Origin of the sequence: Skermanella aerolata KACC 11604 (genome assembly GCF_000936425.1) — a bacterium.
GTDB classification, from domain to species: Bacteria; Pseudomonadota; Alphaproteobacteria; order Azospirillales; family Azospirillaceae; genus Skermanella; species Skermanella aerolata.
The window spans coordinates 77,959-103,239 of record NZ_AVFK01000022.1; the positions used below are offsets into that span (position 1 = coordinate 77,959).

The following is a 25,281-nucleotide window of genomic DNA, read 5'->3' on the forward strand; positions in this document are numbered from 1 at the left end:
AGGAGAGCAGCACTATGTATCTGGAAAAGTTCAACCTGTCGGGCCGGACCGCGCTGATCACGGGCGGCAGCCGCAACATCGGTCTCGCCTGCGGCGAAGCGCTGGCCGAGGCGGGCGCCAGCGTCATCGTCGCGGACATCTCGGAGGAACTGGCGGTTTCGGGCCGCGACCATCTGGTCAAGGCGGGGCACAAGGCGCAGGCCGTGGTGCTGGACGTGACCAAGCCGGCCGACGTCAACGCCGCGGTGGACGGGCTGGTCAAGTCCAACGGCGCCATCGACATCCTGGTCTGCAACGCCGGCATCGCCCGCAGCGACGTCCCGGCGGAGGAAGTGCCGGACGAGCACTGGCTCAACGTGATCGACGTCAACCTCAACGGCGTGTTCTGGTGCTGCCGGGCGGTCGGCAAGCACATGCTGGCGAAGGGCAAGGGCTCGATCGTCAATGTCGGATCGATGTCCGGCTTCATCGTCAACAAGCCGCAGCCGCAGAGCTACTACAACGCCTCTAAGGCCGGCGTGCATCACCTGACCAAGTCGCTGGCTGCCGAGTGGGCGGAGCGGGGCGTACGGGTGAACTCGGTGGCGCCGACCTATATCGAGACATCGCTCACCAAGTTCGGCATGGAAGACGAGCGCATGTATCCGGTGTGGCTGGAGAACACGCCGATGCGCCGGGTCGGACAGCCGGAGGAAATTGCCTCGGTCGTGCTGTTCCTGGCGTCCGACGCGTCCAGCCTTCTGACCGGCAGCATCGTGCTGGCCGACGGCGGCTACACCTGCTGGTAGGGATGAACCGAGATGGCCATCAGGCTTGACGAGTTGAGACGGGTCGGGAACTCGGACGTCGCGGTCAGCCCCTTGGGCTTCGGCGGCAACGTGCTGGGCAACCTCTACGCGACGGTGGAGGAGGACGCGGCGCTCGATACCGTCGCCGCCGCGTTCGAGAGCGGCATCCGGCTGTTCGACACCGCTCCCCTGTACGGGCACGGGCTGAGCGAGCACCGGATGGGCATGGCCCTGAGGCGCTACCCGCGCGACGCCTTCGTGCTGTCCAGCAAGGTCGGGCGGCTGCTGAAGCCGCACGGCAAGGTGCCGCCGCCCAAGCTGGACCCGTCGCAGGGCGGCATATTCACCGGCGAACTGCCGTTCCAGCCGGTCTTCGACTACACCTATGAAGGCACGATCCGGTCGGTCGAGGACAGCCTTCAACGGCTGGGGATGAACCGGATCGACATGGTCCTGATCCACGACGCCGACATGTGGACCCATGGCGACCAGTACGAAGCCCGGCTTGAGGATGTCAGGACGGGGGCGCTTCCGGCGCTCCAGAAACTCAAGGAAGACGGGGTGATCCGGGCATTTGGTGCCGGCGTCAATCAGGCCGAGGCGTGCGAGCGGCTGATGGATATCGGCCGGTTCGACGCCTTCCTGCTGGCCGGGCGCTATACCCTGCTGGAGCAGGGCGGGCTGGATAGCTTCCTGCCGCGCTGCGTGGCGGAGAACGTGTCGATCATCCTGGGCGCCCCGTTCAACTCCGGCATCCTGGCGACCGGCGCCATCCCGGATGCCCGCTACAACTACCTGCCGGCGCCGGAGCCGGTGTTGCAGCGGGTGGCGGCGATCGAGCAGGTCTGCCGGAACCATGGCGTCAGTCTGCCGGCGGCGGCACTCCAGTTCCCGCTGTTCCACCCGGCGGTGACGACGGTGATTCCGGGGTCGAAATCCAGGGAGGAGGCGGAGCGCAACGTGGCATTGATGACGGAGGCGATCCCGGCGGAGTTCTGGCGCGACCTGCGGTCGGCCGAGCTGATCCGCGCGGACGCGCCGGTTCCATGACTCGGCCCATGAGCGGTCTCGTCATCTTCGACTGCGACGGCGTGCTGGTGGACAGCGAACCCATCAGCCTCCGCTGCACCACGGCGGCGCTCAACAGCTTCGGCTATCCCGTTGACGAAGATGACGTTTTCGACCGCTTCCTGGGCAGCAGTACCGCGTCCATGGTAGCGGCGGTCGAAGCCAGCCTTGGGCGCGGTTTGGCGCCCGAGGCTCTCGACGACCTGCGGCGGGAGATCCTGGACGCCTTCGGGCGGGAGCTGAAGGCGGTGCCGGGTGTCGCGAGGGCGGCGGAACGGTTGGACAGACCGTTCTGCGTGGCGTCGAGCAGCATCCCGGAGCGTATCCGCTACTCGCTCCGCATCACGGGTCTGCTGCCGCTGTTCGAACCCGACATCTTCAGCGCCACCATGGTCGTCCACGGCAAACCGGCCCCTGACCTTTTCCTGCTGGCGGCGAAGCGGATGAAGGCGGAGCCTGCCCGGTGCATCGTGGTCGAGGACAGTATCCACGGCGCCAGGGCAGGGCAGGCGGCTGGGATGACAGTCCTGGGCTTTATAGGCGGCAGCCACATCCGGGGCAATGTGGCGAGGGAGCGCAGTCATAGCGAAAAGCTGATCCAGGCCGGGGCGGCGATGGTCTTCGACAAGCTGGCCGATTTGCCGGAACTGGTCCGGGAATTCAGCCGCTAAGCGGCCACAGGCGGGCGGCGCCCCGGACGCCGCTGCTGTCGCCGTGGGTGGCGGGCACGACAGGCGTACGGCATTCGCCGCCGAAGGTGTAGCGGGCGAGCAGGGCCGGGACGGCTCGGTAGAGGTGCCGGATGTTGGAGATGCCTCCGCCCAGCACGATCATGTCGGGGTCGATCAGGTTGACGACCAGTCCGAGCGCTCGGGCGAGGCGGTCTTCGTAGGCGTCCAGCGCTTCGGCGGCGGTCGGGTCGCCGCGCAAAGCCAATTCGGCTATGGCGGCGGCGGGAAGGAACCGGCCGGCGCGGGCGCTATAATCGGCCTCGAACGCCGGGCCGGCGAGGAACGTTTCGATACAGCCGGAACGTCCGCAGAAACAGGGTGGCGCTTCCAGCACGGTCTCGTGAAGCAGGGGCAGGGCGTTGTGGCCCCACTCGCCGGCGGCGGTATTGCGGCCTTCGTGGACCTTGCCGCCGAGCGCCAGGCCGCCGCCGCAGCCGGTGCCGAGGACGGCGGCGAAGACGATATCCACCCCGGCGCCGGCGCCGTCAAATGCCTCGGATGCGGCGAGGCAGTTGGCGTCGTTGGCGCAGCGGACGGGGCGGCCGAGCGCCTTTTCCAGATCGTCGCGGAACGGCTTGCCGGTCATCCAGACCGAGTTGGAGCCTTTGATCAGGCCGGTCGTCGGGCTGATCGATCCCGGCATTCCGACGCCGACGGTTCCGTGACGGCCGGTTTCCCGCTCGATCGCGCGGACGATGCCTGCGACGGCTTCGACCGTTGCGGGGTAGTCGCCGCGCGGGGTCGGCACGCGCAGGCGGGCCGCGACTTGGTCGGTTGAACCCAGGGCTACCGCTTCGATCTTCGTACCGCCGACATCAACGCCGATCCGCATTCCACCCTACCGAGACCCCGGTTTCCCCGTTTCGGGCACCATAGCAGGTCAGAAGCTGACGGTCACCGGCTCACGCTCCCGCATGTCCGAGACCTCGTACAGAGTGTCCGGCTGGAAGGCGAAGGCACGGGCGATGAACACGCTTGGGACGGTCGAGAGCGCTGTATTATAAGCCAGAACGGCGTCGTTGTAGTGCTGGCGGGCGAAGGCGATGCGGTTCTCGGTCGAGCTGAGTTCTTCCTGGAGCGCCAGCATATTGACGCTGGCCTGAAGCTGCGGCGTGGACTCGGCAAGAGCGAACAGGCTGTGCAGCGAGCGGTCGAGCACGGCTTCCGCCGCTGCCCTGGCGGGCACGTTGGACCCGGCGGCGACCGCCTTTTCGCGGGCGCGGGTAATGGTTTCGAACAGACCGCGCTCATGCGCCATGTAGCCCTTGACGCTGGCGACGATGTTGGGGATCAGGTCGTGCCGACGCTTCAACTGCACGTCGATCTGGGACCAGGCGTTGCGGACGCGGTTCCGCAAGGTCACCAGCCCGTTGTAGAGATAGATCAGGTAGACGACGACGGCGGCGCCGATTATCCAGGGAATCCAGGTATTCATAAGGTCCTCATGTCAGGATTGCCGACGCGACCGTCAGGCCGAGTGCCAAGCTGAGAACGATGGTGCCCAAGGTCAGCATTCCGACCAGGAAAACGAGGATGCCGATCAGCGGTGACAGGATCAGGCCCAGGACGGCATAGCCGATGGCGTGGCGCGGATTAAATCGCCGCCGCCGCGTGCCACCGCCCTGCGCCGCGAGCCGGCTGGCGCGGGCGTGGAGGGAAGGCTGGATCGAATCCGCGATGCCGCGCTTGGCGGCGAAGCCGCTCTGGTTATGGGCGGCGGCGTGGACGAACAGGTAGTCGCGCGACTCGCCTCCCGTTGGGACCGCGCCGGAGTCCGCCAGCTTCAGCAGGGCACTCCGCAGCGAGTCCGGGTTGCGGGTCAATTGGACGGCGGTGCTGTCGGCCAGATAGCGCCGGGTTCGCCAGAGGGCGGCAAGGGGCCAGCCCAGGAAGAACAGTGTCCAGATCTGGATGATGAGCTTCTGCATCACCACGACCAGCATCAGCAGGATCAGCGGGAACAACAGCACATTGCGCAGCGTCGCGAACCGTCCCTCCGAAAAGGTGCGGTTGATTTCCTCCGACGAATCCGGGGAAATCGCCCGCTCGATGTCATGGGCAGCGGCCTCCACCGGATGAGAGCCGCGCCGCCACAGCACGGCGGCGATCAGGCGGTAGAGCGCTACCCAGGCGGAGCGGCGGAACGGCAGGTCGAGCAGCGTCAGGAAGAAGCCCTTGACCTGGAAGACCGCGAGCAGCGAGCGCATCACCGCGAAGTCGCCGTTGCCGACGGAGGCGACGAGATGGGCGACGATGGCGAGCGTTTCTTCCCGGTTGAGGGTGTCGAGCAACCCACGGGTGACCAGCAGCGTCGCGTCCTTGTGCGAACTTCCGACGGCGGCGGCGTTGGCTGCGGTCTGGTCCACCAGCAGCAGGCGCGGGGCGGGCAGGCCGGCGGCAATCGCCACTTCCTCCACGATATTGGAAAGCTGGCGTTCTTCCGGATCGCGGAGGTTGGGCGGCCGGGCGTTCAGCGCCGCGATCAGGTCTTCCGCCCGGTCCCGGCGGAGCAGGCGGCGGAAGCCGATCCAGAGCAAACCCGAGGCGATCAGCCCCGGCACGAAGGCGGTCAGCAGTTCCGGCGTCCGGCGGAGTGCTGCCCAATAGCTTGGCCAGCCGACTTTGTCGTCCAGCCCGTCGATGATCCCGCTGAGGAGGTCCATCTTCGACCCCGCCCAATGGCCCAGGGCAGTGGCGGTCTGGAGGCAATAGGCCGGTTCGATCCCAGCCCAAGCCGCGAGATGCAGCAACCCGCCCGCGATCAGGATGACCGCCGGACCGGCGATGGCAGCCGTGACGATGCCCATGGCCGCCGCGATCAGCAGGCAGCCCAACGCCATCCGCCACGTGCCCCGGCGGCGCCGGGCCTGCTCGTCATGGAAGCTGACGCGGTCAAGCGGACCGAAGGAATCCAACGCCATCCCGTTTGCTGACATAGACGAGAACCTTCATCCGGGAAGATTTTGCGAAAGGTCAATTTTAAGAAAGGATTGAATGCTTTTTAGCAGCTGCCGTCCATGACAGCAGAAGTGGCAGTCCAGCCGCTTCTTTGGAGAGCCGGGGGGCGGTGGAGTTGCCCGGAGCGGGATGCCCGGATATTGTTCGCCCCAAGAACAAATCAGAGGGAGAGGCCGCAAAATCATGAGCCATTCAGCTAAAAACCCACGTTTCCGGGGCGTTTACCCCGTCGTGCCGACGATCTTCGACGAGTCCGGCAATCTGGACCTGGAAGGCCAGAAGCGTTGCCTTGATTTCATGATCGACGCCGGCTCCAACGGATTGTCGATCCTGGCGAACTTCTCCGAGCAGTTCGTCCTGGGGGACGACGAGCGGGAGGTGCTGACCTCCACCATCCTGAACCATGTCGCCGGACGCGTGCCGGTGATCGTGACGACCACCCATTTCAGCTCCCGGATCTGTGCCGCGCGGAGCAAGCGGGCACAGGAGGCGGGCGCCTCCATGGTCATGGTGATGCCGCCGTACCATGGCGCCACGATCCGCGTGCCGGAGGTCGGCATCTACGACTTCTACCGCACGGTGTCGGATGCCATCGACATCCCTATCATGATCCAGGACGCCCCGGCGGCCGGGACCCCGCTGTCCGCCCCGTTCCTCGCCCGCATGGCGAAGGAGATCGAGAACGTCGCCTATTTTAAGATCGAGGTCGCGGCGGCCGCGTCCAAACTGCGCGAGATGATCCAGCTCGGCGGTGACGCGATCGAAGGCCCGTGGGACGGCGAGGAAGCGATCACGCTGCTGGCCGACCTCGACGCCGGCGCCACGGGAACGATGACCGGCGGCGGCTACCCGGACGGGCTGCGCCCGATCGTGGACGATTATCTGGCGGGCCGCCGGGAGGAGGCAGTCGCCGGCTACGCCCGCTGGCTGCCGCTGATCAACTACGAGAACCGCCAATGCGGGCTGCTGGCGGCCAAGGCGCTGATGAAGGAAGGCGGCGTGATCCGCTGCGACGCCCCGCGTCATCCTATCACGCCGATGCACCCGGCGACGCGGGCGGGGCTGTTGGACACGGCAAAGCGGCTTGACCCGCTGGTGTTGCGCTGGGGATGATGCGACAGCGATTGTACGCAAATGTAATCATTTAGACTGAGCTGTATGGGCCGGAGTGATGACATGGTTCCTGTTTCCGAAATAGGCATGTGGGATCGCTCCGGCTGGGGATGCAGCGGAGTAGGGGACGGAGTTGACGGATTTCGGGAGTAGGCTGGAGGAATTTTAGCCTATCCTGAGCGGAAGGTCAATTCGATGGCGGTGTATGATCTAGCAGTCAGAAATCACACCGACGGCATTGAAGATTGATCGATGAGTTCCGGCTGAGATGTCGGGCTGAAGAGGCCCGACATTCAACGCTTCAGACCGGCTAATGCTTAGCGCTCGTGGAATGAATGGCAACAGTCAAATGGCTGCTTGGCGGCTCTAACGGACATCATCGTCCATGTCTTCGGAGTGATCTTTCAAGGACACCGCACACTGGACAGCCGATTTGGCGCATCGAGTGGCCGCGTCCAGATCGCGGGGAACATCAGCCTAAAGCGCAGGGTTCTCGCCCCGCTCCTTGATTCGGTCACGCAGCGATGGGGACAGGAAGCGCTCGGGAGTTATGATCGAAACGAAGCCGGCATCGGCCAGCGCCAGTTCCACATCCACGGCAACGTCGGCGTCACAGTCGGCGGGGGATCGACATCAAGGCGATGTCGATGTCGGAGCGCTCGTGAAATCCGCCTTCGGCCAGGGAGCCGAAAACCACCAGCTTTCCTCCTGCTTCCAATGCGATCTTTTTTGCGTTGCGGACGGCCCGCACGGCGGCTTCACGTCGCTCTGCCAGACGACCAAAAGCGGTCCTGGAGTTCGTCCGGCATCTCGTCCAGGTATGTGCCCGTTTGCCCACGACGGAAGAACCCGTCGTCGACCTGCTTCAATTCATGCGATGAACAGCTTCTCGATAAACTCCTTATCTGTGTCGATGTCATCGGGTGCAATGAAACGGCCCTTCGCGATACCAATGCGGAAATTGGCGGGTGGAGTATCGAAGAGTGCAGATTTTGCGGCTGTCACACAGTCATCGGCTTTGACGATCTCAGACTCGCTCTTCACAGCTTCAACGTCTGTAAAATCGGCGGCTCTGGAGTCAGGGACGTTGATGCCAGGCATTCCCCTTGCTCCTTGTTAAGCTTCGTCACAGCAGTAGGCTTGTACATATTGCCGAACGACGGGCTATAGGACTTCATGAAGCCATCGCTACGGCGACAAATTAAAACACCGTGAGTTTGGAGTCAGGCAAGCTCATCCTCATCAAGGAGAATGCGGCAGGGAGGATACCAGCGACCGAAGGATTGGAGCTGTCAGGGACGTCAGAGTGTCGGGCTTAAGCGGCCCGACCTGCGCACCCGGATACCGCTGCCGACACTTCGGGGAAGGGTCGGGTGACGCTCACCCCTCGCCGACGTAATGCGGGTCCGGCCGCTCCATCAATTCCTCGTAATGCACCATGACCGGAGCACCGAGAGGGCAGGGGCGGCCGGCTTTCCAGGCCCATTCTCCCCGATCGCAGTCCGCCGCCCTGACGTAGCCGTTCAGGTAGAAGCGGCGGTCGCGCGGGCTGAGATTGCGGCCCGAGCCGTGGATCAGGTAGGGGCTCCAGAAGGCGACGTCTCCCGGCTCCAGCAGGACATCGACCAGCCGGTCCGGGTCGATGCCGGCCTGCCTCAGCGCGTCCTCCGGTGTGCCGCTGCCCATGACGGCGTCGCGGCCCAGGTCGAGCGCTCCCAGCCGGTGGCTGCCGGGGATCACGCGCAGCGCGCCGCTTTCCACCGTGTGGGGATCGACCGCGATGCCGGTCTGGACGTAGCTTTCGGCAAGGTTGCGGTAGCACGCCGCCGGCTTGCGGAAGCGGGCGTCCTGGTGGAACGCGAAGTCGGAGATCAGGGAGCCGGCAGGCTTCCAGTGAAGCTGGTTGATGATCTGCTTGATATCGGCGCCGAGCAGCGGGGCCATCAGGCCGAACAGCCTCATGTCGGTCCGCACGGCCGCCAGATCGGCATCGCCGTAGGACGGCCACTGCACCATCTTGACGATCCTGCCCAATGCCGGATCGGAACCGACCCGAACCATCAGGTTGCCGTGGCGGAAATCGCGCGGATGGGGCAGACCTGCGGCGTATTGCCGGTCGAAAGCCTTGGCCAAGACAGCTATTTCCGATGGGTCGAAGACGCCCCGGACGATCGCGAAGCCGTCGCGGCGGTAATCCGCTACGGTGTCCGCATCATAGGCGACGGAGCTGAAACTCACCGTCATGACGACCGTCTCCCCGATCCCTCCACATCAATTTACAAAGTATATCAAATTTCGTCTTTGGAAACGACCCTCCTTTATGGCGGAGCGGTCGAGCCCCTCAGCACCAGTTCCGGTTCGATGATCCGGGTGACCGGCGCCGCTTCCTGGCTGACGATCCGCTTCAGCAGAAGCTCCGCCGCCTGCCGTCCCATGTCGCCGTGGTGGATATGCACTGTGGTCAGGGGGGGATCGACCATGTCGATCAGCGGCATGTCGTTGTGGCCCACGACCGAGATATCCTTGGGGCAGGCAAGTCCCCGGGCGCGCATTTCCAGGTAGAGGCCCAGCGCCAGCAGGTCGTTGGCCGTGGCGACAGCCGTCAGGTCCGGGTGGCGATCCAGCAGTTCCGCTGCGGCCACCCGCCCCGCGTCGCGGGTATAGGCCGAGGCGACGGCGATGGCTCCGGCGGGCAGCTCGGCCCGAGCCATCGCCTGTTCGAAACCCTGACGCCGCAGTACGCCGGTCGAAAGATGCTGAGGGCCGGCGATGTGGCCGATGCGCCGGTGGCCAAGGCTGGCCAGATGCTCCACCGCCAGCCGCATGCCGCCGATATCGTCCGAAATCACGGTCGATGCCCTGGTCCCGGTCTCCGCCCGGTTGACCAGCACGGCGGGAACGCCGGCCTCAAGGCAGCGCGTCAGCACGGGGTCGTCGCGTTGCGCGGTGGCCAGCACCACGCCCTCGACTCGGTGCGCTATCAGTTGATCGACGATCCGGATCTGCTGCTCGACGCCGCCGCCGGCATTCGCGATCAGCGCGGAATAGCCGTTCTCCGCCAGCACCGTTTCGATGGCGCTCAGGATCGGCGCGAAGACGAGGTTCGCCATGTCAGGCACCACCACGCCGATCAGGCGCGACCGCCGGGTGCGCAGCCCCGCCGCCAGAACGTCGCGCTGATAGCCCATCCGGAGAGCGGCGGCCTGGACCCGCTCCACGACATCCTGCCCGATCAGGTGCGATTTCTCCGGGTTCAACGCCCTGGACGCCGTCGAACGGTGAACGCCGGCCGCATCGGCCACTTCCTGCAAGGTCGCGGGCTGGCGGGTCAGTTCATTCATCGTCACGGCATCCTCGTTTCGTTCGCTACGCTCCCGCTGTCCGTACTGGGGCAGCTATCCAGTGATAACAGACGGTCAAACCACAATGGTAAAAAACGGTTCGCACGGTGGCGGTCGGCGGCGTGACGAACGGTGGCCGGCCGGGCGCTCCGGCAAGCAGTCCGGCCGCATCGGCCGCATCGGCGGCATCAGCCGCGCAGCGCCTCGGCGATCGTCGCCGCATAGGGTGTCGTCCTCCGGCCGATCAGGGCGCCGAGCTGTCCGCTTTCATCGAGGAGCGCCCCTTTGGCGGCGCCAGCGTCGGAGTCCGCCAGCAACTCGGCAAAGTGTTCCGGAAGGCCGGCGCCGAGAAGGACGGACTTGTACTCCGCCTCCGGCAGGTCCTTGTATGCCACGGGCTTGGCGGACTGCCGGGCGACTTCTGCAACGAACTCTGGAAGCGTGAACGACCGGTCTCCCGCCAGTTCGTAGATGCAGCCGTTCCCGGCGTCGTCGGCAAGCAGGACGGCGACCGCCGCCTCGGCATAATCCGCGCGGGAGGCCGTGGAGAAACGTCCCTCGCCGGCGCTTCCCAGATAGGCTCCGTGCTCGAGCGCCGCCGGTATGGCCATGACCTTGTTCTCGGTGTACCAGCCATTGCGCAGCACCGCGAACGGAATGCCGGACGAACTCAGCGCCGCCTCGGTTTCCCGGTGTTCCACCGCGAGGCCCAGCGGCGACGTATCGGCATGGAGCAGGCTGGTATAGGCCAAGAAGGTCACACCGGCCCGCTTGGCGGCATCGATGACGTTGCGATGCTGCACGGTGCGCTGGCCGACCTCGCTTGATGAAATTAGGAGCGCCCGATCGATCCCGGCGAAGGCGGCGTCCAGCGTCTCCGGCTTGGCGTAGTCGGCGATCCTGACCTCAACGCCAAGCGCCGCCAGGCTTTCACCGGCCTTCGGATTACGGACGATCACCGCTACCTGCTCGGCAGGAACCTTCCGGACAAGGCCTTCGACCACGAGGCGGCCGAGCTGGCCGCTGGCGCCGGTCACGAGATAGCGATGCGATGGGTTGGACATGGGAGATCCCTCGATCTGGTCTCTGTTGAAGATATGGTCTATAATAGAGACTATGTTCGACCGGTGTAAGGAGGCAGCTTTTCGTGACTAGGGCACTCGCAGGGAACCTCCTCCAGGTTCCGGTACCCGAACTGGCCGACCGCTTCGACGAATGGCAGAAATTCGGCTTCGATGCCGCGCGCTGTCCAGTGCGCAACGTGCTCGACCATATCGGCGACAAGTGGACGGCGCTGATCCTGATTTCCCTGGCGAAGGAGGGCCGACGGTTCAGCGCGGTGCAGCGGCTAATCCCCGACATCTCCAAGAAGATGCTGACCCAGACCCTCCGCGATCTGGAGCGGGACGGGCTGATCACCCGTCACGTCTTTCCGACGAAACCTCCGAGCGTCGAATACCGCCTTTCGCCGCTGGGGCGGTCGGTGCTGGACCCGCTTGCCCAACTGGTTTTCTGGGCGGAAAGCCGCCACGGAGAGATCGAGGATGCGCGACGACGGTTCGACGCCTCAAGCCCGGCCTGATTTTTCCTGAGACAGCAAACAAACTGGTTGACATTGTGCAATCGATTGCAGAAACTCTGTGCAATCGATTGCACAACACCGGGAGGAAACCATGGCAACGCTGGAAAAGCCGCTGCCTGAGGTACGGGAAACGCGATCCTCGATCATCGAAGACCAGAACACCGTCACGGAAACCGTGCTGGCCGCCATGCAGGGCGCGGATAACCCGAGGCTGCGGGAAGTCATGGCGGCGCTGGTCCGCCACCTCCATGCCTTCGCCCGCGAGGTCAACCTGACGGAGGAGGAATTCGACCTCGGCATCGACTTCCTCAACCGCATCGGGCAGGCGACCAACGACACCCATAACGAGGGCATCCTGTTCTCCGACGTGCTGGGCTTCTCGACGCTGGTCTGCCTGCTCAACAACGGTGCGGGCGGAGCGACTGAAACCGCTTCGGCGCTGCTCGGGCCGTTCTGGCGGATGAACTCGCCGCGCACTGAAAACGGCGGCTCGATCGTCCGCTGCGAAACACCCGGACCGGCGCTGCTGGTCGATGCCAGGGTCGTCGATCCGCAGGGCAGGGGGATCGAAGGGGTGGAGGTCGATGTCTGGCAGGCTTCTCCAGTCGGGCTCTACGAGAACCAGGACGACACCCAGGCCGATATGAACCTGCGGGGCAAGTTCACCACGGATGCGGAAGGCCGCTTCAGCTTCCGCTCCATCCGCCCCGCCGGCTATCCCGTCCCGACCCACGGCCCCGCCGGCGATTTGCTGCGTGCTCAAGCGCGGCATCCGTTCCGCCCGGCACACCTGCATTTCCTCGCATTCCGCGAAGGATACAAGACGCTGATCACGCAGGTCTTCGTGGACGAGGACCAGCATCTTGAAACCGATGTCGTCTTCGGGGTGACGCGCCACCTGATCGGCGATTTCAAGAAGGCCGGGACGGGATACACGCTGGACTATACCTTCGTCATGGAACCGGGCGAAGCAAGACTTCCGACGCCGCCGATCAAGTAAAAACCTTTCTTTTAACGCGAATTACTGACGGCGTGCTGTTGGGCCACGGCCCAACCTACGAAGCACGAGCCTGTAGGTTGGGCCGTGGCCCAACAAACGTCCCCATCAGACCCAAATAGCGTCCAAAACAGGGAGGCATAACCATGCGCCGCACGACCCTTCTTGCCGCAGCATTGATCCTTGCCGGCACCAACGCTTACGCCCAGACCGAATTTCCCAGCCGGCCGATCACGATGATCGTGCCGTTCGCCGCCGGCGGTCCGACCGATACCGTCGGACGCCTGATCGCGGAGCCGATGACCCGGATGCTCGGCCAGCAGGTGCTTGTCGAGAACGTCGGCGGGGCCGGCGGGACGCTGGGCGCCGCCCGCGTCGCCAAGGCCGACCCCGACGGGCACACCATCCTGCTCTATCACATCGGTCAGGCGACCAGCGTCTCGCTCTACCGCAAGCTTCCCTATGATCCCGCCAAGGATTTCACGCCGGTCGGGCGCGTCACCGACGTGCCGATGACGCTGGTCGCCCGGCCCACGATGGAAGCCGCTTCGGCCGGCGACCTGCTCGGCTACATCACGAAGAACAAGGAAGACGTCACCCTGGTCAATGCCGGTGTCGGATCTGCGTCCCATCTCTGCGGGATGGTGCTGATGAAGGCGCTGGGCGTGCCGATGACGACCATTCCCTACAAGGGGACGGCCCCCGCGATGACCGATCTTATCGGCGGCCGGGTCGACGTGATGTGCGATCAGAGCACCAATACGTCGGGCCAGATCAAGTCCGGCAACATCAAGGCCTACGGCGTCACGGTCAACAAGCGCCTCGGCTCGCTTCCCGACCTGCCGACGCTGGCGGAGTCCGGTCTGGACGGCTTCGAAGTCTCGATCTGGCACGGCATCTGGGCGCCCAAGGGAACGCCGGCCGCGGCGGTGAGCAAGCTTGAAGCCGCTCTCCAGGCAGCCCTGAAGGACCCGAATGTCGTCAAGCGCTTCGCCGATCTGGGAACCGAGCCGGTGCCGCTGGATCAGGCGACTCCCGCAGCACTCGACAGCCATTTGAAGGCCGAGATCGAGCGCTGGAAGCCGATCGTCCAGGCCGCAGGCGTGTTCGCCGACTGATCGCTGGCGTCTTCGCCGACTGATCGCCGGCGCCTCCTTCCTTTAAAGAAAGTACCTCGCCATGGGATACCCGATTTCCCTCGAAGGGAAAGTTGCGCTCGTCGTCGGCGGAGCCGGCGGCATCGGCGCCGCGACATCCAGGATGCTGGCCGAAGCAGGAGCCCGGATCGCCGTCACGCATCTCGACCGCCCGGAAACCGCCAATGCGGCAGCCGGCCTGATCGCTGATCTGCCCGGCACCGGCCACTCCGCCTTTCCCGCCGATGTCGCCGACACACCGTCGCTGATCGCCCTGCGCGACGCCGTCCAGCAGCGCTATGGCCGGCTCGACATATTGATCAACGCGGCGGGCTTCACCAAGCCGGTGCCGCATGCCGACCTGGAAGCGCTGGACGACGAGCTGATCGACCGGATGTTCGCCGTCAATTGGCGCGGCCAGTTCGCCACGATCCGCACCTTCGCGCCGCTGCTCAAGGCCTCGGGCGATGGGCTGGTGGTGTCGATATCGTCCATCGCCGCCTTTACCGGCGTCGGCTCCTCCATCGCCTACTGCGCCGCCAAGGCCGGCATCGACGTGATGACCAAGTCGCTCGCTCGCGCCCTGGCCCCGGAGATCCGCGTTCTGGCCGTGGCACCCGGCGTCGTCGATACCGGCTTCGTGCCGGGCCGCAACGTCGATTTCAACGACAAGGTGGCGGCCTCCACTCCGCTCAAGCGGATCGGCACCGCCGAGGACATCGCGGCCGCCATCACGTCCTGCGCCACGCTGCTGGGCTATTCGACCGGACACACGATCCAGGTCGACGGCGGCCGGGCGCTTTGAGCCAGACATACAGAAAGGGGAGGGGGAACATGCGCCAGCCGAACCGAAGAACCATCATCACCTGCGCCGTCACGGGCAACCTGACGACGCCGGACCAGACGCCCTACCTGCCGATCACGCCGGGCGAGATCGCCGAAGCGGCACTCGGCGCCGCCGAGGCCGGAGCGTCCGTCGTCCATCTTCACGTCCGCGACCCGGCCTCCGGCAAGCCCTCGATGGACCTGCCGCTCTACCGGGAAGTGGTGGAGCGCATCCGGGAGAAGAACGCCGACCTTATCATCAACCTGACGACCGGACCCGGCGGGCGCTTCGTGCCCTCCGCCGAAGACCCGAAGATCGCCGGTCCCGGCACCACGCTGATGCCGCCCGAAGCGCGCGTCGCCCATATCGCGGCGCTGCGGCCCGATATCTGCACGCTCGACCTCAACACGATGAACTCGGGCCGGGAAGTCGTCATCAACACGCCCGAAACCGTCCGCCGCATGGCGGCGGTCATCCGGCAGGCGGGCGTGACGCCGGAAATCGAGCTGTTCGACTCAGGCGACATTGCCCTGATGGCCGACCTGCTGAAGGACGGCACTCTCGCCGGCCCGGTTCTCTGCTCCTTCGTGATGGGGGTGCGCTACGGCTTCCAGCCGGGCATGGAAACCGTGCTCTACGCCCGCAACCTGCTGCCGCCGGACGCGACCTTCACCGCCATCGGGATCGGGCGCGCGTCGTTCCCGACCGTGGCCCTGTCCTACCTTGCCGGCGGCCATGTCCGGGTCGGGCTTGAAGACGGGATCTACCTGTCGCGCGGCCTTTTGGCGCCGTCCAACGCCGCCCTTGTCGCCAAGGCGCGCAGCATCGTAGAGGACCTCGGCGGCGAGATCGCCACCCCGGTCCAGGCCCGCGAAATACTCGGACTCACCAAGAACAGGAACCAGCCGCAATGACCGCCGCACTCTCCTCCCACAGCCGCATGGCGGTCGATGCGACCAGCCTCCGCCTGCACGAAAAGGCGGCGGACGCCGCCAGCGTCAAGCCGGCCGTCGAGCGCTTCTCCCTGGGTATCCAGCGCCCCGACGACGTCCTGGTCGAGATCGCGGCCGCCGGCGTCAACCCGTCCGACGTCAAGGCCGCGATGGGCCTGATGCCCTACGCCGTCTTCCCGCGCACGCCGGGCCGCGACTTCGCCGGGACGGTCGTCGACGGTCCGGCCGATCTGGTCGGCAAACAGGTCTTCGGCTCGTCCGGCGACCTCGGCATCCGCCGCGACGGCACCCACGCGACGCACCTGACGGTCGAAGCCGATGCCGTGGTCGAAAAGCCCGACGGCGTGACGCTGGAGGAGGCGGCCGGCATAGGTGTGCCCTTCGTCACGGCGCTGGAGGGACTGCGCCGCGCCGGCATGCCGAAGGCGGGCGACACGGTGCTGGTCCTGGGCGTCAACGGCAAGGTCGGGCAGGCGGCGGTCCAGATCGCGACCTGGAGGGGCGCCCGCGCGATCGGCGTCGTCCGCCGCGCCGAAGCGTATCAGGGGCATGCCACCTCCGCCGTCGAGATCGTCGATTCCGCGTCCGAGGACGTGGCGGCGCGCGTGCTTGAACTGACCGGCGGCAAGGGCGCCGACATCGTCTACAACACGGTCGGGGAGCCGTATTACGCGGCGGGGGCCAAGTCGCTCGCCAAGCTCGGCCGGCAGATATTCATCGCATCGGTCTTCAAGCCGGTGGAGTTCGACATCTTCGCCTTCTATCGCGGCCGCCACACCTATGTCGGCATCGATACGCTGGCGCTTTCCTCGGTCGAGACGGCGGATCTGCTGCGCGAACTGGTCCCCGGCTTCGCCGGCGGCGACCTGCGCCCCTTCCCGATCCAGGCTGACTCCGTCTACCGCCTGGAAGACGCGGCGGAGGCCTATCGGACCGTGCTGGGATCGTCGCGCGACCGCGTGATCCTGCGTCCGGCCGGGGAGGGCTAAGGGCCATGCACGTCGTCCGCTTCGAATCGGCTCCGGCCTACGACGCCCCCGGCCACGACCGGATGCGCATGTCGCGCCTTCAAGGGCGGGAGGCCGGGCCGTCCGACACCGTCTGGCTCGGCCTCTCCCGCATCGATCCCGGCGGCGGAACGACGCTGGATGCGTCGGGGGTCGAGAAGATGTACGTCGTCCTTGAAGGCGAGGTCGTGATCTCCAACGGGGAGGAGGAAGCGACGCTGCGTCCCTGGGACAGCGTCCGCATCGCTCCCGGCGAGAAGCGCGCGCTGGCCAACCGGACCGGCCAACCCGCCGCGATCCTTCTCGTCATGCCGGCATGACGAGAAGGATCATCGATCATTGATAATGTCCTGTCCGCTGCACAACTTTGAAAGGGAGGTCTTAGCAGCGAGCAGGGAGCAGGGCACCATGGGTCCATATCCGCACGACGCACCGCGAGCCGTAATCTCCGACGAGAACCCGATGGGCACGGATGGGTTCGAGTTCGTCGAATACGCTTCGACCGAACCCGAAAAGCTCCACGCCCTGTTCCAGACCATGGGGTTCTCGGCGGTGGCGAAGCACCGCTCCAGGGACGTGACGCTCTACCGCCAGGGCGAGGTCAACTTCGTCGTCAACGCCGAGGCCGACAGCTTCGCCCGCCAATTCGCCGAGCAGCACGGCCCCTGCGCCTGCGCCATGGCTTTCCGCGTCGCCGATGCCGGACACGCCTTCAAGCGCGCCGTCGGCCTGGGCGCCAAGCCGGTGGAAACGCGGGTCGGCCCGATGGAACTGAACATCCCGGCGATTGAGGGCATCGGCGGCAGCCTGCTCTACTTCGTGGACCGCTATGGCGACCGGGGATCGATCTACGACGTCGATTTCTTCTGGACCGGCGAGCGGGAGCCGGAGCCGGCCGGGGCCGGGCTGTATTACATCGACCACCTGACCCACAACGTCCGGCGCGGCAACATGGGCGTCTGGGCGGACTTCTACCAGCGCCTGTTCAACTTCCGGCAGATCCGCTTCTTCGACATCGAGGGCCGGCACACCGGCCTGTTCTCCAAGGCGCTGACCAGCCCGGACGGCAAGATCCGCATCCCGATCAACGAGAGTGCCGACGAGAAGAGCCAGATCGAGGAATATATCAAGGACTACAAGGGCGAGGGCATCCAGCACGTCGCCAGCGGCTGCCGCGACATCTACGAAACGGTGGCGAACCTGCGGGAGCGCGGGCTGGAGTTCATGCCGGCGCCTCCCGCAGCCTACTACGACAAGGTGGACGGACGTCTGCCCAACCACGGTGAACCGCTGGAGCGGCTGCGCGAATTGGGCCTGCTGATCGACGGCGAGGGCGTGGTGGATGGCGGCCAGACCAAGGTGCTGCTCCAGATCTTCTCCAAGACGGTGATCGGCCCGATCTTCTTCGAATTCATCCAGCGGAAGGGCGACGAGGGCTTCGGCGAAGGCAACTTCAAGGCCTTGTTCGAAAGCATCGAGGAAGACCAGATCCGGCGCGGAGTGATAGGGCAGGAGGCGTGAAGGTCAGGTCCGTTGTGCGTTGCACAATGGGGAGGCTTCATCTACCCTTCGGGCTGATATTCTGTCACAGATGAAGGCTCGGACACCGGATATGGCTTCCTTGAACGGATCTACTTCGTACGGCACCCGCCTGATCATTCCGCCGCTTCGCCGGGTCTACGCCGCCTTCGGCGACCTGACGTTCGCGCTGATGCGCGGGATCGCGGGCGTCGCCTTGATGGTCCACGGCTACGGCAAGGTCACCGACCCGTTCGCTGCTGTCGGCATGGTCGAGAGCCTGGGCTTCGTGCCCGGCACCTTCTGGTCGCCGCTGCTCTCGTTCTCAGAGTTCTTCGGCGGTCTGCTGCTGGCGCTGGGCCTGCTGACCCGGCCGGCGGCCGTCGCCGCGTCCGTCATCCTGCTGGTGACGATCTATTATCACTGGATCTTCAAGGACCAGGGCTGGTCGGGGTCGGAAAAGTCGATCCTGTGGGTCGGCATGACCCTGTTCTTCGCCGTCCATGGCGGCGGCCGGTTCTCGGTGGACCGCAGGATCGGCAAGGAGTTCTGACCCCGCGCCGATCCCGCGCCCAAGCACTCAGACCGTCGAGGGCGCTACCTGCTCGATCGCATCGAGCGGGTCGCCTACGATGGCCGCCTCGAACGCACGCAGGCGCTTGTAGATCGACAGCAGCTCGACGATCGTCGTCCAGGAGTTGACGAGGTACTGGAACGACGACCTGACCTGCTCGAACGCGTTGAGGATCTGGTTCATCGCTCCCAGCGTGATCGCGCCCGCGATGATCGTCGGGGCCAGGACGACATAGGGGAAGATGTTGTCGGTCTGGAGATACAGGATCCGCGCGACGTTGAAGTACATATAGTGGAAGTACAGCCGGAAATAGTTCCGGCGCACATTGCCGAACAGCGCCGCCACCGTCGGCGGCCTTGCCCGGTCGGCGTGGTCCTCGCCGTAGACCAGCTCCTTGCGGTACGCCGCCTCGACCCGCTGGTTGCGGAATTCCAGCCCCGGCAGCTTAATGCCGACCAGCGCCAGGAAGGCCGTCCCGAAAGCCGACCATAGAATGGCGACGACGACGAGGGCGTGCGGGACTTCGCCGACCAGGGGAAGTTCCTTCACGGACTCCGACAGCCGCAGCAGTACCGGCAGGAAGGCCACCAGCGTCATGACCGACGTGATCAGGCTGACGCCCAGGCCCTCGACCGTGGTCGAGAACCGCATGGTGTCTTCCTGAACGCGCTGCGAGGCGCCTTCGATCAGGCGCAGCCGGCCCCAGTGGGACATGTAGTAGTCGTTCATCGCCGTCCGCCACCGGAAGATATAGTGGCTGACGAAGAACCGGGTCAGCACGCCGACCGCAACGGCGATGAAGGCGATGCCCGCGAAGTCCAGCAGCGACAGGTAGAACTGCTCGACCGTAACCGGCCCCGACTTGGCGAGTGCTGTCTGGATCAGGTCGTAGAACGGGCCATACCAGTCGTTGATCGCGACGCTGACCTGAACCTGGAAATACGTGACGAACAGGATCAGCGCCGACCCCAGGATCGACCAGTGCGCCCAGCGATGCGGCGCGAACCACATCCAGAAGGCGGCGAAGATCGCCACCGCGACGGCATAATAGATATAGAACCACAGGAAGGGCGGCGACCAGAAGACTTCGACGCCGACAGTCCGGGCGCCCTCTTCGGCGGCAACCTCGCCCAGTCCGAACCACTCGCCCAGGGAATCGGCCCCCATGTACCAGACGGCCACGCAGATCGCGATCCACAGCACGACCGACCCGAAGAACAAGCGGGGCGCGGGGAAGAAGCTTACGAACATGCCTTTGAACTCTCCGTGTTTGATTTTTCCGGTATAACCTCTTCCCCGTATGAAGAATATAATTCCGGTCTCAGATGTCTTCGGTGCCGCCGAAATCGTCGCCGACGCCGTCGTCGCCTTGGAAATCCTGCCCGGTGTCCACGTCCTCGGCGCCGAAGTCCTGCGGATCTCCCGGATCGCTTGAGTCGTCGCCGTAATAGTAGTTGTTGACCACGTTTTCCGTTATCGCCGGCTGCTGGGCGACACCGCTGAGGATGCCGTCGGCGTGACGGCCGAACATCGACTGGATGCCTTCGAACAGCAGCGCGCCGCCGGCGACGCCGGCCGCCGTGGTCGCCGCCGACCGCAGGAAGCCGCCATGGGGGACAGGAGGGGCAGGGGGTGCGTAATCTGGCCGCGCATAGCCGCCGACCGGATCATGACCGGGCTGGTTCGCTGGCTGTGGCACCGGCTGTCCCCACGGACCGAACGGCGGCATCACCGCTCCGGTCCCTGCGGCAAGCCCGCCGAGAAAGCTGCTGGCCGGCTGCATCCGGGCCTTGGCACCGGCAAGCTGTCTTTCCAGATCGGCGATCCGCGATTGTGCCTGGTTCAGTGCCATGTCCTGGATCAGCACGGTCTGGACGAGTTGGTACGGAGCGTCCGGCTGCTCCTCCATGGCTTGCCGGATCAGCACGTCCGCCTCGGCATCCTTCGGCTCGGACCCGACCTTCTTCAGCCTGCCCATCAGCGAGGAAATCAGTTCTTTTTCCTGCGGAGTCATGGTGGACTCTCCCGAAAAATCACGCGACTGAAGCCGCGAGGCTTCGGTGCGGATCTTACGTGCCGATCCAAATCGGCCCAAATTAACAATTATTCAGAAAAGCCGGATCGAAGATGCCGGATTGAAGATAATGTCCGCGTATTTTTATCTGTAATGCAACCTATAGTTACCCATACGGCTAACTCACAATGCGCCTTGCACCCATTACGCTGGGGTGTGGTTATATAATTGTACGTTGCATACCTCGCCTCCATTGAATAACTGGACGGTCCGCCACCCAACCGGGAGCGGGCCGTTTTTCTGTGACGACACCGGTAGTGAGGTCAAACCTTATAATATTGATTATGGAAAATAATGCTTAGGCAGCCCCTTTCGGCATTCTCATCACCGCCCCTTATGACTGTAAATTAGTTTCATTATATTCTCATAAGATGTCTCGGTAGCCGTAATAATCCAAAACTATCTCATGGCCTATACCGGGCGCTCGCATCTTTGATGCCTAAAGTTGTGGGAAGATGAGTTCCCTTAAAAACAGGGCAAATCCCATGGCTATCATCAAAGGTACCGACAAGGCGGATACGAAATACGGAACCTCCGGCGCCGACACCATCTACGGCTATGGTGGCAACGACTATCTTTATGGGCGTGCCGGCAACGACACCCTGTGGGGTGGAACGGGGAACGACAAGCTGTATGGGGAAACCGGCGACGACGTTCTTCGCGGCGAGTCCGGTAAGGACACCCTCTACGGCTCGACCGGCAACGACATCCTGTACGGAGGCGCCGACGACGACAGCCTCTATGGCGATGCCGGGACGGACACCGTCAAGGGCGAAGCCGGGAACGACATCATCAAGGGCGGGACCGGCCGTGCGTTCCTGTATGGCGGGGACGGCAACGACAGCCTCTACTACGATCCCACCACGGGCAACATAGGCAAGCTTGGTGACTATCTCGCGGACAGCGTGCTCGACGGCGACGCTGGCAGCGATACGCTGAACATCTACAACAAGGCGACCTATACGTCCGGCACGGCTGAGAAAGCGTCGTTGACCCAGGTCAACATGAGTGGCCGGAACGCCGGCGACATCTACTTCTACAATCCCACTCCCAACAAGTACCAGTCCATCGATGTCGGACACTTCCAGGAAGTCGAGAAACTCACCGTTACGGGAGCTGGAAAGCTGGAATTCAGCGGAACCTACTCCGTCGGCAAAGGCATCGACATCACCGGAACCGCGAACAACGACGTGTTCCGCAGCTACGGCGCCAGCGACACGATGCGCGGCGGCGGCGGCAACGACGATTTCTACGTCACGGGCGGCAGGGACACTGTCGTCAGCGGGACCGGCGACAGTGACCGGATCTACTTCGACGCCACCGCTCCTGTCGATGCGATCATTACCGGCTTCAACGGCGCCGGCGCCTATGGCGGGGACAGGATCTATTTCGACGACAGCTGGGGCGGATCGATCAAGAGCACCGTCACGGAAGTCGGCGGCAAGACCGAGTTCGAAATAGAATCCAACGGATACTACAACTTCGGTGTGACGACCGTGACGGTCGACAAGACGGGACTGGAAGAAGGAGTGGATTACTTCTTCATCTGATAGAGGAGCCGAAACCACGCCAATTTGCCATGCTCCGGACCGACGAGGATCGAAATCCCCGCCGGTCCAAGGCAACGGCTCATACAAGGCAACCAGTTACTTCAGGCTCTCCAGATAGGCCACCAGGTCATCGACTTCCTTGGCATCCGCGATCCCGTCGAACGGCATCCGGTTGCCCTTCACCTTGCCCTGCGGGTCGGCGATGAACTCCTTCAGCGACGCCGCATCCCAGGTGATGCGGCTCCGCTTCATGGCGGCCGAGTAGCGGAAGCCGTCCACCCCGGCGGCCTTGCGGCCGACGATGCCGGCCAGCGCCGGGCCGGTTTCCGTCCCCTCCCCTTTCTCGCCGTGGCAGGCGGCGCAGGTCGCATAGACCTCCTCGCCCTGCCCCGCATCCGCCGCCCACGCGGCGGGCGCCGCCGCGAGCAAACCCGCCGCGCAAACCGCGTTCAGTACAAATCCACGCATCGAAATCACGCCTTCATCAGGTGGCCGGGGTTCTTCAGGTACTTGTTGACCACGGCGTCCGCCGCCCAATAGGTCAGCGCGCCGACGGCGCCGGTCGGGTTGTAGCCGGCGTTCTGCGGGAAGACCGAGGCGCCCAGGACGAACAGGTTATGGGCGTCCCAGCTTTGCAGGTATTTGTTGACCACGCTGGTCTTCGGATCGGTGCCCATCGGCGTGCCGCCCGTGTTGTGGCTCGACTGGTACGGCACGACGTCGAAGTCGCCCTTACGGGCATTGGCGGCGATATGCGTCGCCCCCATCGCCTTGGCGATCCCGGCGCCCTTCTCGGTCAGGAACGCCGACATGCGGCGGTCGTTGTCCGTGAAGTTGTAGGTCATCCGGATCAGCGGCCGGCCCAGGATGTCCTTGTAGGTCGGGTCGAGGTCCAGGTAGTTGCCCCGGCTGGAATAGTTGGAGCCCTGGCAGTTCATGCTGGCGGAGCTGCGATACCACTTGGCGGTCGCCTCCTTCCACTCCGAACCCCAGCGCGGCGTGCCAGGCGGGACCGGACGGGTCAGGATCGGCCGGGCATTGGTCGAGTTCAGCGCGATGTAGCCGCCGCCCAGGAAGTCCATGCCGGAGTGGTCGAAGTTGTCGCCGTTGAAGTCGTCGATGACCATGCCGAGCGAGCCGGCGGCCATGAACGGGTTCATCTCCTTGCCTTCGAAGAAGACGCCGACCTGCGACTGCACCTGATGACAGTAGTTGCGCCCGACGACGCCCTTGCCGGTCTTCGGGTCGTACGGCTGGCCGATGCCGGAATGCAGCATCATGTGGGTGTTGCCGAACACCCAGGCCGACAGGAACACCATGCCCGCCGGCTGCTCGTATTCCTCGCCGGTCCGCAGATCGACGTAGACGACGGCGGTCACCTTCTTGCCGGCCTTGTCGTAGACCAGCCTACTGGCGTAGCAGCGGTCGCGGATATCGACCTTCGGCTCCTTCGCCAGCACCGGCAGCAGCGTCGTGTTGGGGCTGGACTTGGCGTTGGCTTCGCAGCCGAAGCGCTCGCAGTGGCCGCAATACTGGCAGGCCCCCAGCCGCACGCCTTCCGGATTGACATAGGGCGCGCTCATGTTGCCGGCGGGTGCCGGGAACGGGTTGTAGCCCAGCTCCTTGGTGGCCGCCTCGAACATCGTGCCGGCCAGCGACGGCTTCAGCGGCTTGTTCGGATACTCGGCGCTGCGCCAGCCCTCGAACGGGTTGCCGCCGGGATGGATCTTGCCCTTGATGTTGCCGGCCTTGCCCGACAGCCCGCACAGCTTCTCGAAGCGGTCGTAGTGGCCCTCCAGCTCGTCATAGGTGACGCCCCAGTCCGATATCAGCATGTCGTCGGGGACGGATTTCTTGCCGTAGCGCTGGGTCAGGTGGCTGCGCAGGCTGTGGTCGCTGGGCAGGAAGCGGTAGGTCATCGCGTTCCAGTGCGTGCCCATGCCGCCGACGCCGTCACCCGGCAGGAAGGAGCCGAAGCGCCGCATCGGCAGCGCCTGCTTGTCGGTGCCGTGGCGGAACGTGACGGTTTCCTGCGACGGGTCTTGCATCAGTTCCTGACGAACTGAAAACCGCAACTCGTCGCGGATGCCGGGCAGCGTGAAGTCTTCGCCGGGGACGCGGTTGGCGCCGCGCTCCAGCGCCACGACCGTCAGTCCGGCCTTGCTGAGTTCGCGGGCCATGATGCTTCCGCTCCAGCCCATGCCGACGAGCACCGCGTCGACTTCCGGTAATTTCTTAGCCATGTCGTATTGTCTCTAACCGTTATTTTGGCGGCAGTCGGGAGAAGTCGGCGCGTCAGGAGAAGTCGGCGATCGACTGCGGCTCGACGTCGTAGCGCTTGCCGCGGAAGGCATCGATCTTGTCGGCATAAGTCGCCGGCAGGCCGGGGTAGCCGATCATCCGCCACGACGCCATGTTGCGGTTGCCGCCGTACATCGGGTCGGCGAAGAAGCCTTCCATCACCATGGTAAGCAGCGCGTTGAAGAACGGACGCGACCCGATCGAGGCGAACTCGGCCTTGCCCGCTTCCATCGTCTTCAGCGCCTCGGCGATCTTGGCGGGCTCCAGCCCGTCGAGCGGCTTGCCGTGCGTCGCCTTGGTCCAGTCGTTGGCCGCCTTGATGCCGGCGCGGAAGAACTCCAGCGGGGGTAGTGGCGACTGGTTGCCGGCGCCGGGGACCGCAGCGTGGAACGGCCCCGCCCGGTACATCCTGGCCCCTGCCCCATAGGCGCCCGCCAACTGGCGATCGATGTAAGTGACCACGCCGCATTCCGAACCCGACGGCGACAGGTCGTCCGCCGGGATCATCGCGTCGGCCGCCGCCGCGACGAAGGCGGCTTCGGTGGCGGTCAGGACCTGCATCGGTTCCGGGATGTATTCCGGAGTTTCCGCTGCGGCGGCGGTCGTTTCCGGCTTGGGGGCCGACTTGGTTTCCGGGGCCGTTTCCTGCGGCTGGGCCGCCGCGAGGTCGGGGGCGGCGAAGGCTCCGGCCACCGTCACGGCAGCGGTTCCGGTCGCGGCGCCGATCAAAAACCGGCGCCGGGGTAATGCTTCAGTCATCTGCT

The 25,281-nt window shown here is 64.9% G+C and carries 27 protein-coding genes; 14 read left to right on the top strand and 13 right to left on the bottom strand.

The features are described 5' to 3' along the window. Positions 1-14: 14 nt before the first annotated feature. From N826_RS23505 to N826_RS23515, 3 genes are read left to right on the top strand one after another with little or no spacing between them, the layout of a single operon-like run. The gene (locus N826_RS23505) at positions 15-788 is read left to right on the top strand and encodes an SDR family NAD(P)-dependent oxidoreductase (protein WP_044432802.1); all 774 of its coding nucleotides are present in this window, start codon (positions 15-17) and stop codon (positions 786-788) included. Positions 789-800: 12 nt separating this feature from the next. Beyond that, the gene (locus tag N826_RS23510) at positions 801-1,838 is read left to right on the top strand and encodes an aldo/keto reductase (protein WP_044432803.1); all 1,038 of its coding nucleotides are present in this window, start codon (positions 801-803) and stop codon (positions 1,836-1,838) included. Then, a complete protein-coding gene (locus tag N826_RS23515) occupies positions 1,835-2,527 on the top strand; it encodes an HAD family hydrolase (protein ID WP_211099359.1) in 693 nt (230 codons plus the stop codon). The genes N826_RS23510 and N826_RS23515 overlap by 4 nt, the downstream gene beginning before the upstream one ends. Here the strand turns inward: N826_RS23515 and N826_RS23520 are convergent. The 3 genes from N826_RS23520 to N826_RS23530 are packed head-to-tail and all read right to left on the bottom strand — an operon-like array spanning position 2,517 to position 5,508. After that, on the bottom strand, positions 2,517-3,419 hold the full coding sequence (locus tag N826_RS23520; protein ID WP_044432805.1) for an ROK family protein: 903 nt from the start codon (positions 3,417-3,419) through the stop codon (positions 2,517-2,519). The two genes, N826_RS23515 and N826_RS23520, sit on opposite strands and share 11 nt — an antisense overlap. Before the next feature lie 48 nt (positions 3,420-3,467). Next, the gene (locus N826_RS23525; protein WP_044432806.1) at positions 3,468-4,022 is read right to left on the bottom strand and encodes a LemA family protein; all 555 of its coding nucleotides are present in this window, start codon (positions 4,020-4,022) and stop codon (positions 3,468-3,470) included. Positions 4,023-4,029: 7 nt separating this feature from the next. Beyond that, complete coding sequence (locus N826_RS23530; RefSeq protein ID WP_044432807.1) at positions 4,030-5,508, bottom strand: M48 family metalloprotease; 1,479 nt, start codon at positions 5,506-5,508, stop codon at positions 4,030-4,032. A gap of 220 nt (positions 5,509-5,728) precedes the next feature. Here N826_RS23530 and N826_RS23535 point away from each other — a divergent pair, with 220 nt between their 5' ends. Then, positions 5,729-6,658, top strand: a complete 930-nt coding sequence (locus N826_RS23535; protein ID WP_044432808.1) for a dihydrodipicolinate synthase family protein — start codon at positions 5,729-5,731, stop codon at positions 6,656-6,658. A gap of 610 nt (positions 6,659-7,268) precedes the next feature. Here the strand turns inward: N826_RS23535 and N826_RS44285 are convergent. The 5 genes from N826_RS44285 to N826_RS23555 all read right to left on the bottom strand — a co-directional run bounded on the left by N826_RS44285 (position 7,269) and on the right by N826_RS23555 (position 11,063). Then, positions 7,269-7,409: a nucleotidyltransferase domain-containing protein gene (locus N826_RS44285; RefSeq protein ID WP_169789407.1), complete on the bottom strand. Its 141-nt coding sequence runs from the start codon at positions 7,407-7,409 to the stop codon at positions 7,269-7,271. A gap of 119 nt (positions 7,410-7,528) precedes the next feature. Beyond that, on the bottom strand, positions 7,529-7,759 hold the full coding sequence (locus tag N826_RS23540; RefSeq protein WP_044432809.1) for a hypothetical protein: 231 nt from the start codon (positions 7,757-7,759) through the stop codon (positions 7,529-7,531). A gap of 279 nt (positions 7,760-8,038) precedes the next feature. Further along, positions 8,039-8,902: a phytanoyl-CoA dioxygenase family protein gene (locus N826_RS23545; RefSeq protein ID WP_044432810.1), complete on the bottom strand. Its 864-nt coding sequence runs from the start codon at positions 8,900-8,902 to the stop codon at positions 8,039-8,041. Positions 8,903-8,976: 74 nt separating this feature from the next. After that, on the bottom strand, positions 8,977-9,999 hold the full coding sequence (locus tag N826_RS23550; protein ID WP_044432811.1) for a LacI family DNA-binding transcriptional regulator: 1,023 nt from the start codon (positions 9,997-9,999) through the stop codon (positions 8,977-8,979). 188 nt (positions 10,000-10,187) lie between these two features. Next, positions 10,188-11,063 carry an SDR family oxidoreductase gene (locus N826_RS23555; protein ID WP_044432812.1) on the bottom strand — a complete coding sequence of 292 codons (876 nt, stop codon included), beginning with the start codon at positions 11,061-11,063 and terminating at the stop codon, positions 10,188-10,190. 83 nt (positions 11,064-11,146) lie between these two features. On the opposite strand from N826_RS23555, the gene N826_RS23560 reads away from it, so the two are divergent. From N826_RS23560 to N826_RS23600, 9 genes are all read left to right on the top strand, one after another. Beyond that, complete coding sequence (locus tag N826_RS23560; RefSeq protein WP_044432813.1) at positions 11,147-11,581, top strand: winged helix-turn-helix transcriptional regulator; 435 nt, start codon at positions 11,147-11,149, stop codon at positions 11,579-11,581. A gap of 91 nt (positions 11,582-11,672) precedes the next feature. After that, complete coding sequence (locus N826_RS23565; protein WP_084721094.1) at positions 11,673-12,581, top strand: dioxygenase family protein; 909 nt, start codon at positions 11,673-11,675, stop codon at positions 12,579-12,581. A 143-nt stretch (positions 12,582-12,724) separates the two neighbouring features. Beyond that, positions 12,725-13,696 carry a tripartite tricarboxylate transporter substrate-binding protein gene (locus N826_RS23570; RefSeq protein ID WP_044432814.1) on the top strand — a complete coding sequence of 324 codons (972 nt, stop codon included), beginning with the start codon at positions 12,725-12,727 and terminating at the stop codon, positions 13,694-13,696. 61 nt (positions 13,697-13,757) lie between these two features. After that, on the top strand, positions 13,758-14,519 hold the full coding sequence (locus N826_RS23575; protein ID WP_044432815.1) for an SDR family NAD(P)-dependent oxidoreductase: 762 nt from the start codon (positions 13,758-13,760) through the stop codon (positions 14,517-14,519). Between the two features lie 29 nt (positions 14,520-14,548). Further along, positions 14,549-15,454: a beta-keto acid cleavage family enzyme gene (locus N826_RS23580; protein ID WP_044432816.1), complete on the top strand. Its 906-nt coding sequence runs from the start codon at positions 14,549-14,551 to the stop codon at positions 15,452-15,454. Further along, positions 15,451-16,482, top strand: coding sequence for a quinone oxidoreductase family protein (locus tag N826_RS23585; protein ID WP_044432817.1), 1,032 nt, complete (start codon positions 15,451-15,453; stop codon positions 16,480-16,482). Before N826_RS23580 ends, N826_RS23585 begins: the two co-directional genes overlap by 4 nt. Positions 16,483-16,487: 5 nt before the next feature. After that, the gene (locus tag N826_RS23590) at positions 16,488-16,820 is read left to right on the top strand and encodes a cupin domain-containing protein (protein WP_044432818.1); all 333 of its coding nucleotides are present in this window, start codon (positions 16,488-16,490) and stop codon (positions 16,818-16,820) included. Positions 16,821-16,908: 88 nt separating this feature from the next. Further along, complete coding sequence (hppD, locus tag N826_RS23595) at positions 16,909-18,021, top strand: 4-hydroxyphenylpyruvate dioxygenase (protein ID WP_044432819.1); 1,113 nt, start codon at positions 16,909-16,911, stop codon at positions 18,019-18,021. Positions 18,022-18,121: 100 nt separating this feature from the next. Then, on the top strand, positions 18,122-18,571 hold the full coding sequence (locus tag N826_RS23600; protein ID WP_211099360.1) for a DoxX family protein: 450 nt from the start codon (positions 18,122-18,124) through the stop codon (positions 18,569-18,571). A 27-nt stretch (positions 18,572-18,598) separates the two neighbouring features. On the opposite strand, the gene sbmA is transcribed toward N826_RS23600, so the two are convergent. Together sbmA and N826_RS23610 are read right to left on the bottom strand one after the other, a co-directional pair. Further along, a complete protein-coding gene (gene sbmA, locus N826_RS23605; RefSeq protein WP_044432821.1) occupies positions 18,599-19,843 on the bottom strand; it encodes a peptide antibiotic transporter SbmA in 1,245 nt (414 codons plus the stop codon). Positions 19,844-19,913: 70 nt separating this feature from the next. After that, entirely contained in the window at positions 19,914-20,606 is a 693-nt protein-coding gene (locus N826_RS23610) for a DUF2076 domain-containing protein (RefSeq protein WP_044432822.1), read from the bottom strand. Positions 20,607-21,151: 545 nt separating this feature from the next. Between N826_RS23610 and N826_RS23615 the strand changes: the two genes are divergently transcribed. Then, positions 21,152-22,216, top strand: coding sequence for a calcium-binding protein (locus N826_RS23615; RefSeq protein WP_044432823.1), 1,065 nt, complete (start codon positions 21,152-21,154; stop codon positions 22,214-22,216). A gap of 96 nt (positions 22,217-22,312) precedes the next feature. On the opposite strand, the gene N826_RS23620 is transcribed toward N826_RS23615, so the two are convergent. Genes N826_RS23620 through N826_RS23630 form a run of 3 tightly spaced genes read right to left on the bottom strand, consistent with a single transcriptional unit; the run spans position 22,313 to position 25,276 of the window. Further along, positions 22,313-22,684 carry a c-type cytochrome gene (locus tag N826_RS23620; protein WP_044432824.1) on the bottom strand — a complete coding sequence of 124 codons (372 nt, stop codon included), beginning with the start codon at positions 22,682-22,684 and terminating at the stop codon, positions 22,313-22,315. Positions 22,685-22,689: 5 nt separating this feature from the next. After that, positions 22,690-24,459, bottom strand: a complete 1,770-nt coding sequence (locus N826_RS23625) for a GMC family oxidoreductase (RefSeq protein ID WP_044432825.1) — start codon at positions 24,457-24,459, stop codon at positions 22,690-22,692. A gap of 52 nt (positions 24,460-24,511) precedes the next feature. Next, a complete protein-coding gene (locus N826_RS23630; RefSeq protein ID WP_044432826.1) occupies positions 24,512-25,276 on the bottom strand; it encodes a gluconate 2-dehydrogenase subunit 3 family protein in 765 nt (254 codons plus the stop codon). Between the last annotated feature and the right edge of the window lie 5 nt (positions 25,277-25,281).

Excerpts from the sequence above, each read along its gene's own strand:
- N826_RS23555 (WP_044432812.1), bottom strand. The coding sequence starts at position 11,063 with ATGTCCAACCCATCGCATCGCTATCTCGTGACCGGCGCCAGCGGCCAG.
- hppD (WP_044432819.1), top strand. The coding sequence starts at position 16,909 with ATGGGTCCATATCCGCACGACGCACCGCGAGCCGTAATCTCCGACGAG.
- N826_RS23535 (WP_044432808.1), top strand. The coding sequence starts at position 5,729 with ATGAGCCATTCAGCTAAAAACCCACGTTTCCGGGGCGTTTACCCCGTC.
- N826_RS23580 (WP_044432816.1), top strand. The coding sequence starts at position 14,549 with ATGCGCCAGCCGAACCGAAGAACCATCATCACCTGCGCCGTCACGGGC.
- N826_RS23545 (WP_044432810.1), bottom strand. The coding sequence starts at position 8,902 with ATGACGGTGAGTTTCAGCTCCGTCGCCTATGATGCGGACACCGTAGCG.
- N826_RS23565 (WP_084721094.1), top strand. The coding sequence starts at position 11,673 with ATGGCAACGCTGGAAAAGCCGCTGCCTGAGGTACGGGAAACGCGATCC.
- N826_RS23505 (WP_044432802.1), top strand. The coding sequence starts at position 15 with ATGTATCTGGAAAAGTTCAACCTGTCGGGCCGGACCGCGCTGATCACG.
- N826_RS23630 (WP_044432826.1), bottom strand. The coding sequence starts at position 25,276 with ATGACTGAAGCATTACCCCGGCGCCGGTTTTTGATCGGCGCCGCGACC.
- N826_RS23540 (WP_044432809.1), bottom strand. The coding sequence starts at position 7,759 with ATGCCTGGCATCAACGTCCCTGACTCCAGAGCCGCCGATTTTACAGAC.
- N826_RS23590 (WP_044432818.1), top strand. The coding sequence starts at position 16,488 with ATGCACGTCGTCCGCTTCGAATCGGCTCCGGCCTACGACGCCCCCGGC.
- N826_RS23610 (WP_044432822.1), bottom strand. The coding sequence starts at position 20,606 with ATGACTCCGCAGGAAAAAGAACTGATTTCCTCGCTGATGGGCAGGCTG.
- N826_RS23550 (WP_044432811.1), bottom strand. The coding sequence starts at position 9,999 with ATGAATGAACTGACCCGCCAGCCCGCGACCTTGCAGGAAGTGGCCGAT.
- N826_RS23520 (WP_044432805.1), bottom strand. The coding sequence starts at position 3,419 with ATGCGGATCGGCGTTGATGTCGGCGGTACGAAGATCGAAGCGGTAGCC.
- N826_RS23570 (WP_044432814.1), top strand. The coding sequence starts at position 12,725 with ATGCGCCGCACGACCCTTCTTGCCGCAGCATTGATCCTTGCCGGCACC.
- N826_RS23620 (WP_044432824.1), bottom strand. The coding sequence starts at position 22,684 with ATGCGTGGATTTGTACTGAACGCGGTTTGCGCGGCGGGTTTGCTCGCG.
- N826_RS23510 (WP_044432803.1), top strand. The coding sequence starts at position 801 with ATGGCCATCAGGCTTGACGAGTTGAGACGGGTCGGGAACTCGGACGTC.
- N826_RS23525 (WP_044432806.1), bottom strand. The coding sequence starts at position 4,022 with ATGAATACCTGGATTCCCTGGATAATCGGCGCCGCCGTCGTCGTCTAC.
- N826_RS23625 (WP_044432825.1), bottom strand. The coding sequence starts at position 24,459 with ATGGCTAAGAAATTACCGGAAGTCGACGCGGTGCTCGTCGGCATGGGC.
- N826_RS23530 (WP_044432807.1), bottom strand. The coding sequence starts at position 5,508 with ATGGCGTTGGATTCCTTCGGTCCGCTTGACCGCGTCAGCTTCCATGAC.
- N826_RS23515 (WP_211099359.1), top strand. The coding sequence starts at position 1,835 with ATGACTCGGCCCATGAGCGGTCTCGTCATCTTCGACTGCGACGGCGTG.
- N826_RS23575 (WP_044432815.1), top strand. The coding sequence starts at position 13,758 with ATGGGATACCCGATTTCCCTCGAAGGGAAAGTTGCGCTCGTCGTCGGC.
- N826_RS23615 (WP_044432823.1), top strand. The coding sequence starts at position 21,152 with ATGGCTATCATCAAAGGTACCGACAAGGCGGATACGAAATACGGAACC.
- sbmA (WP_044432821.1), bottom strand. The coding sequence starts at position 19,843 with ATGTTCGTAAGCTTCTTCCCCGCGCCCCGCTTGTTCTTCGGGTCGGTC.
- N826_RS23585 (WP_044432817.1), top strand. The coding sequence starts at position 15,451 with ATGACCGCCGCACTCTCCTCCCACAGCCGCATGGCGGTCGATGCGACC.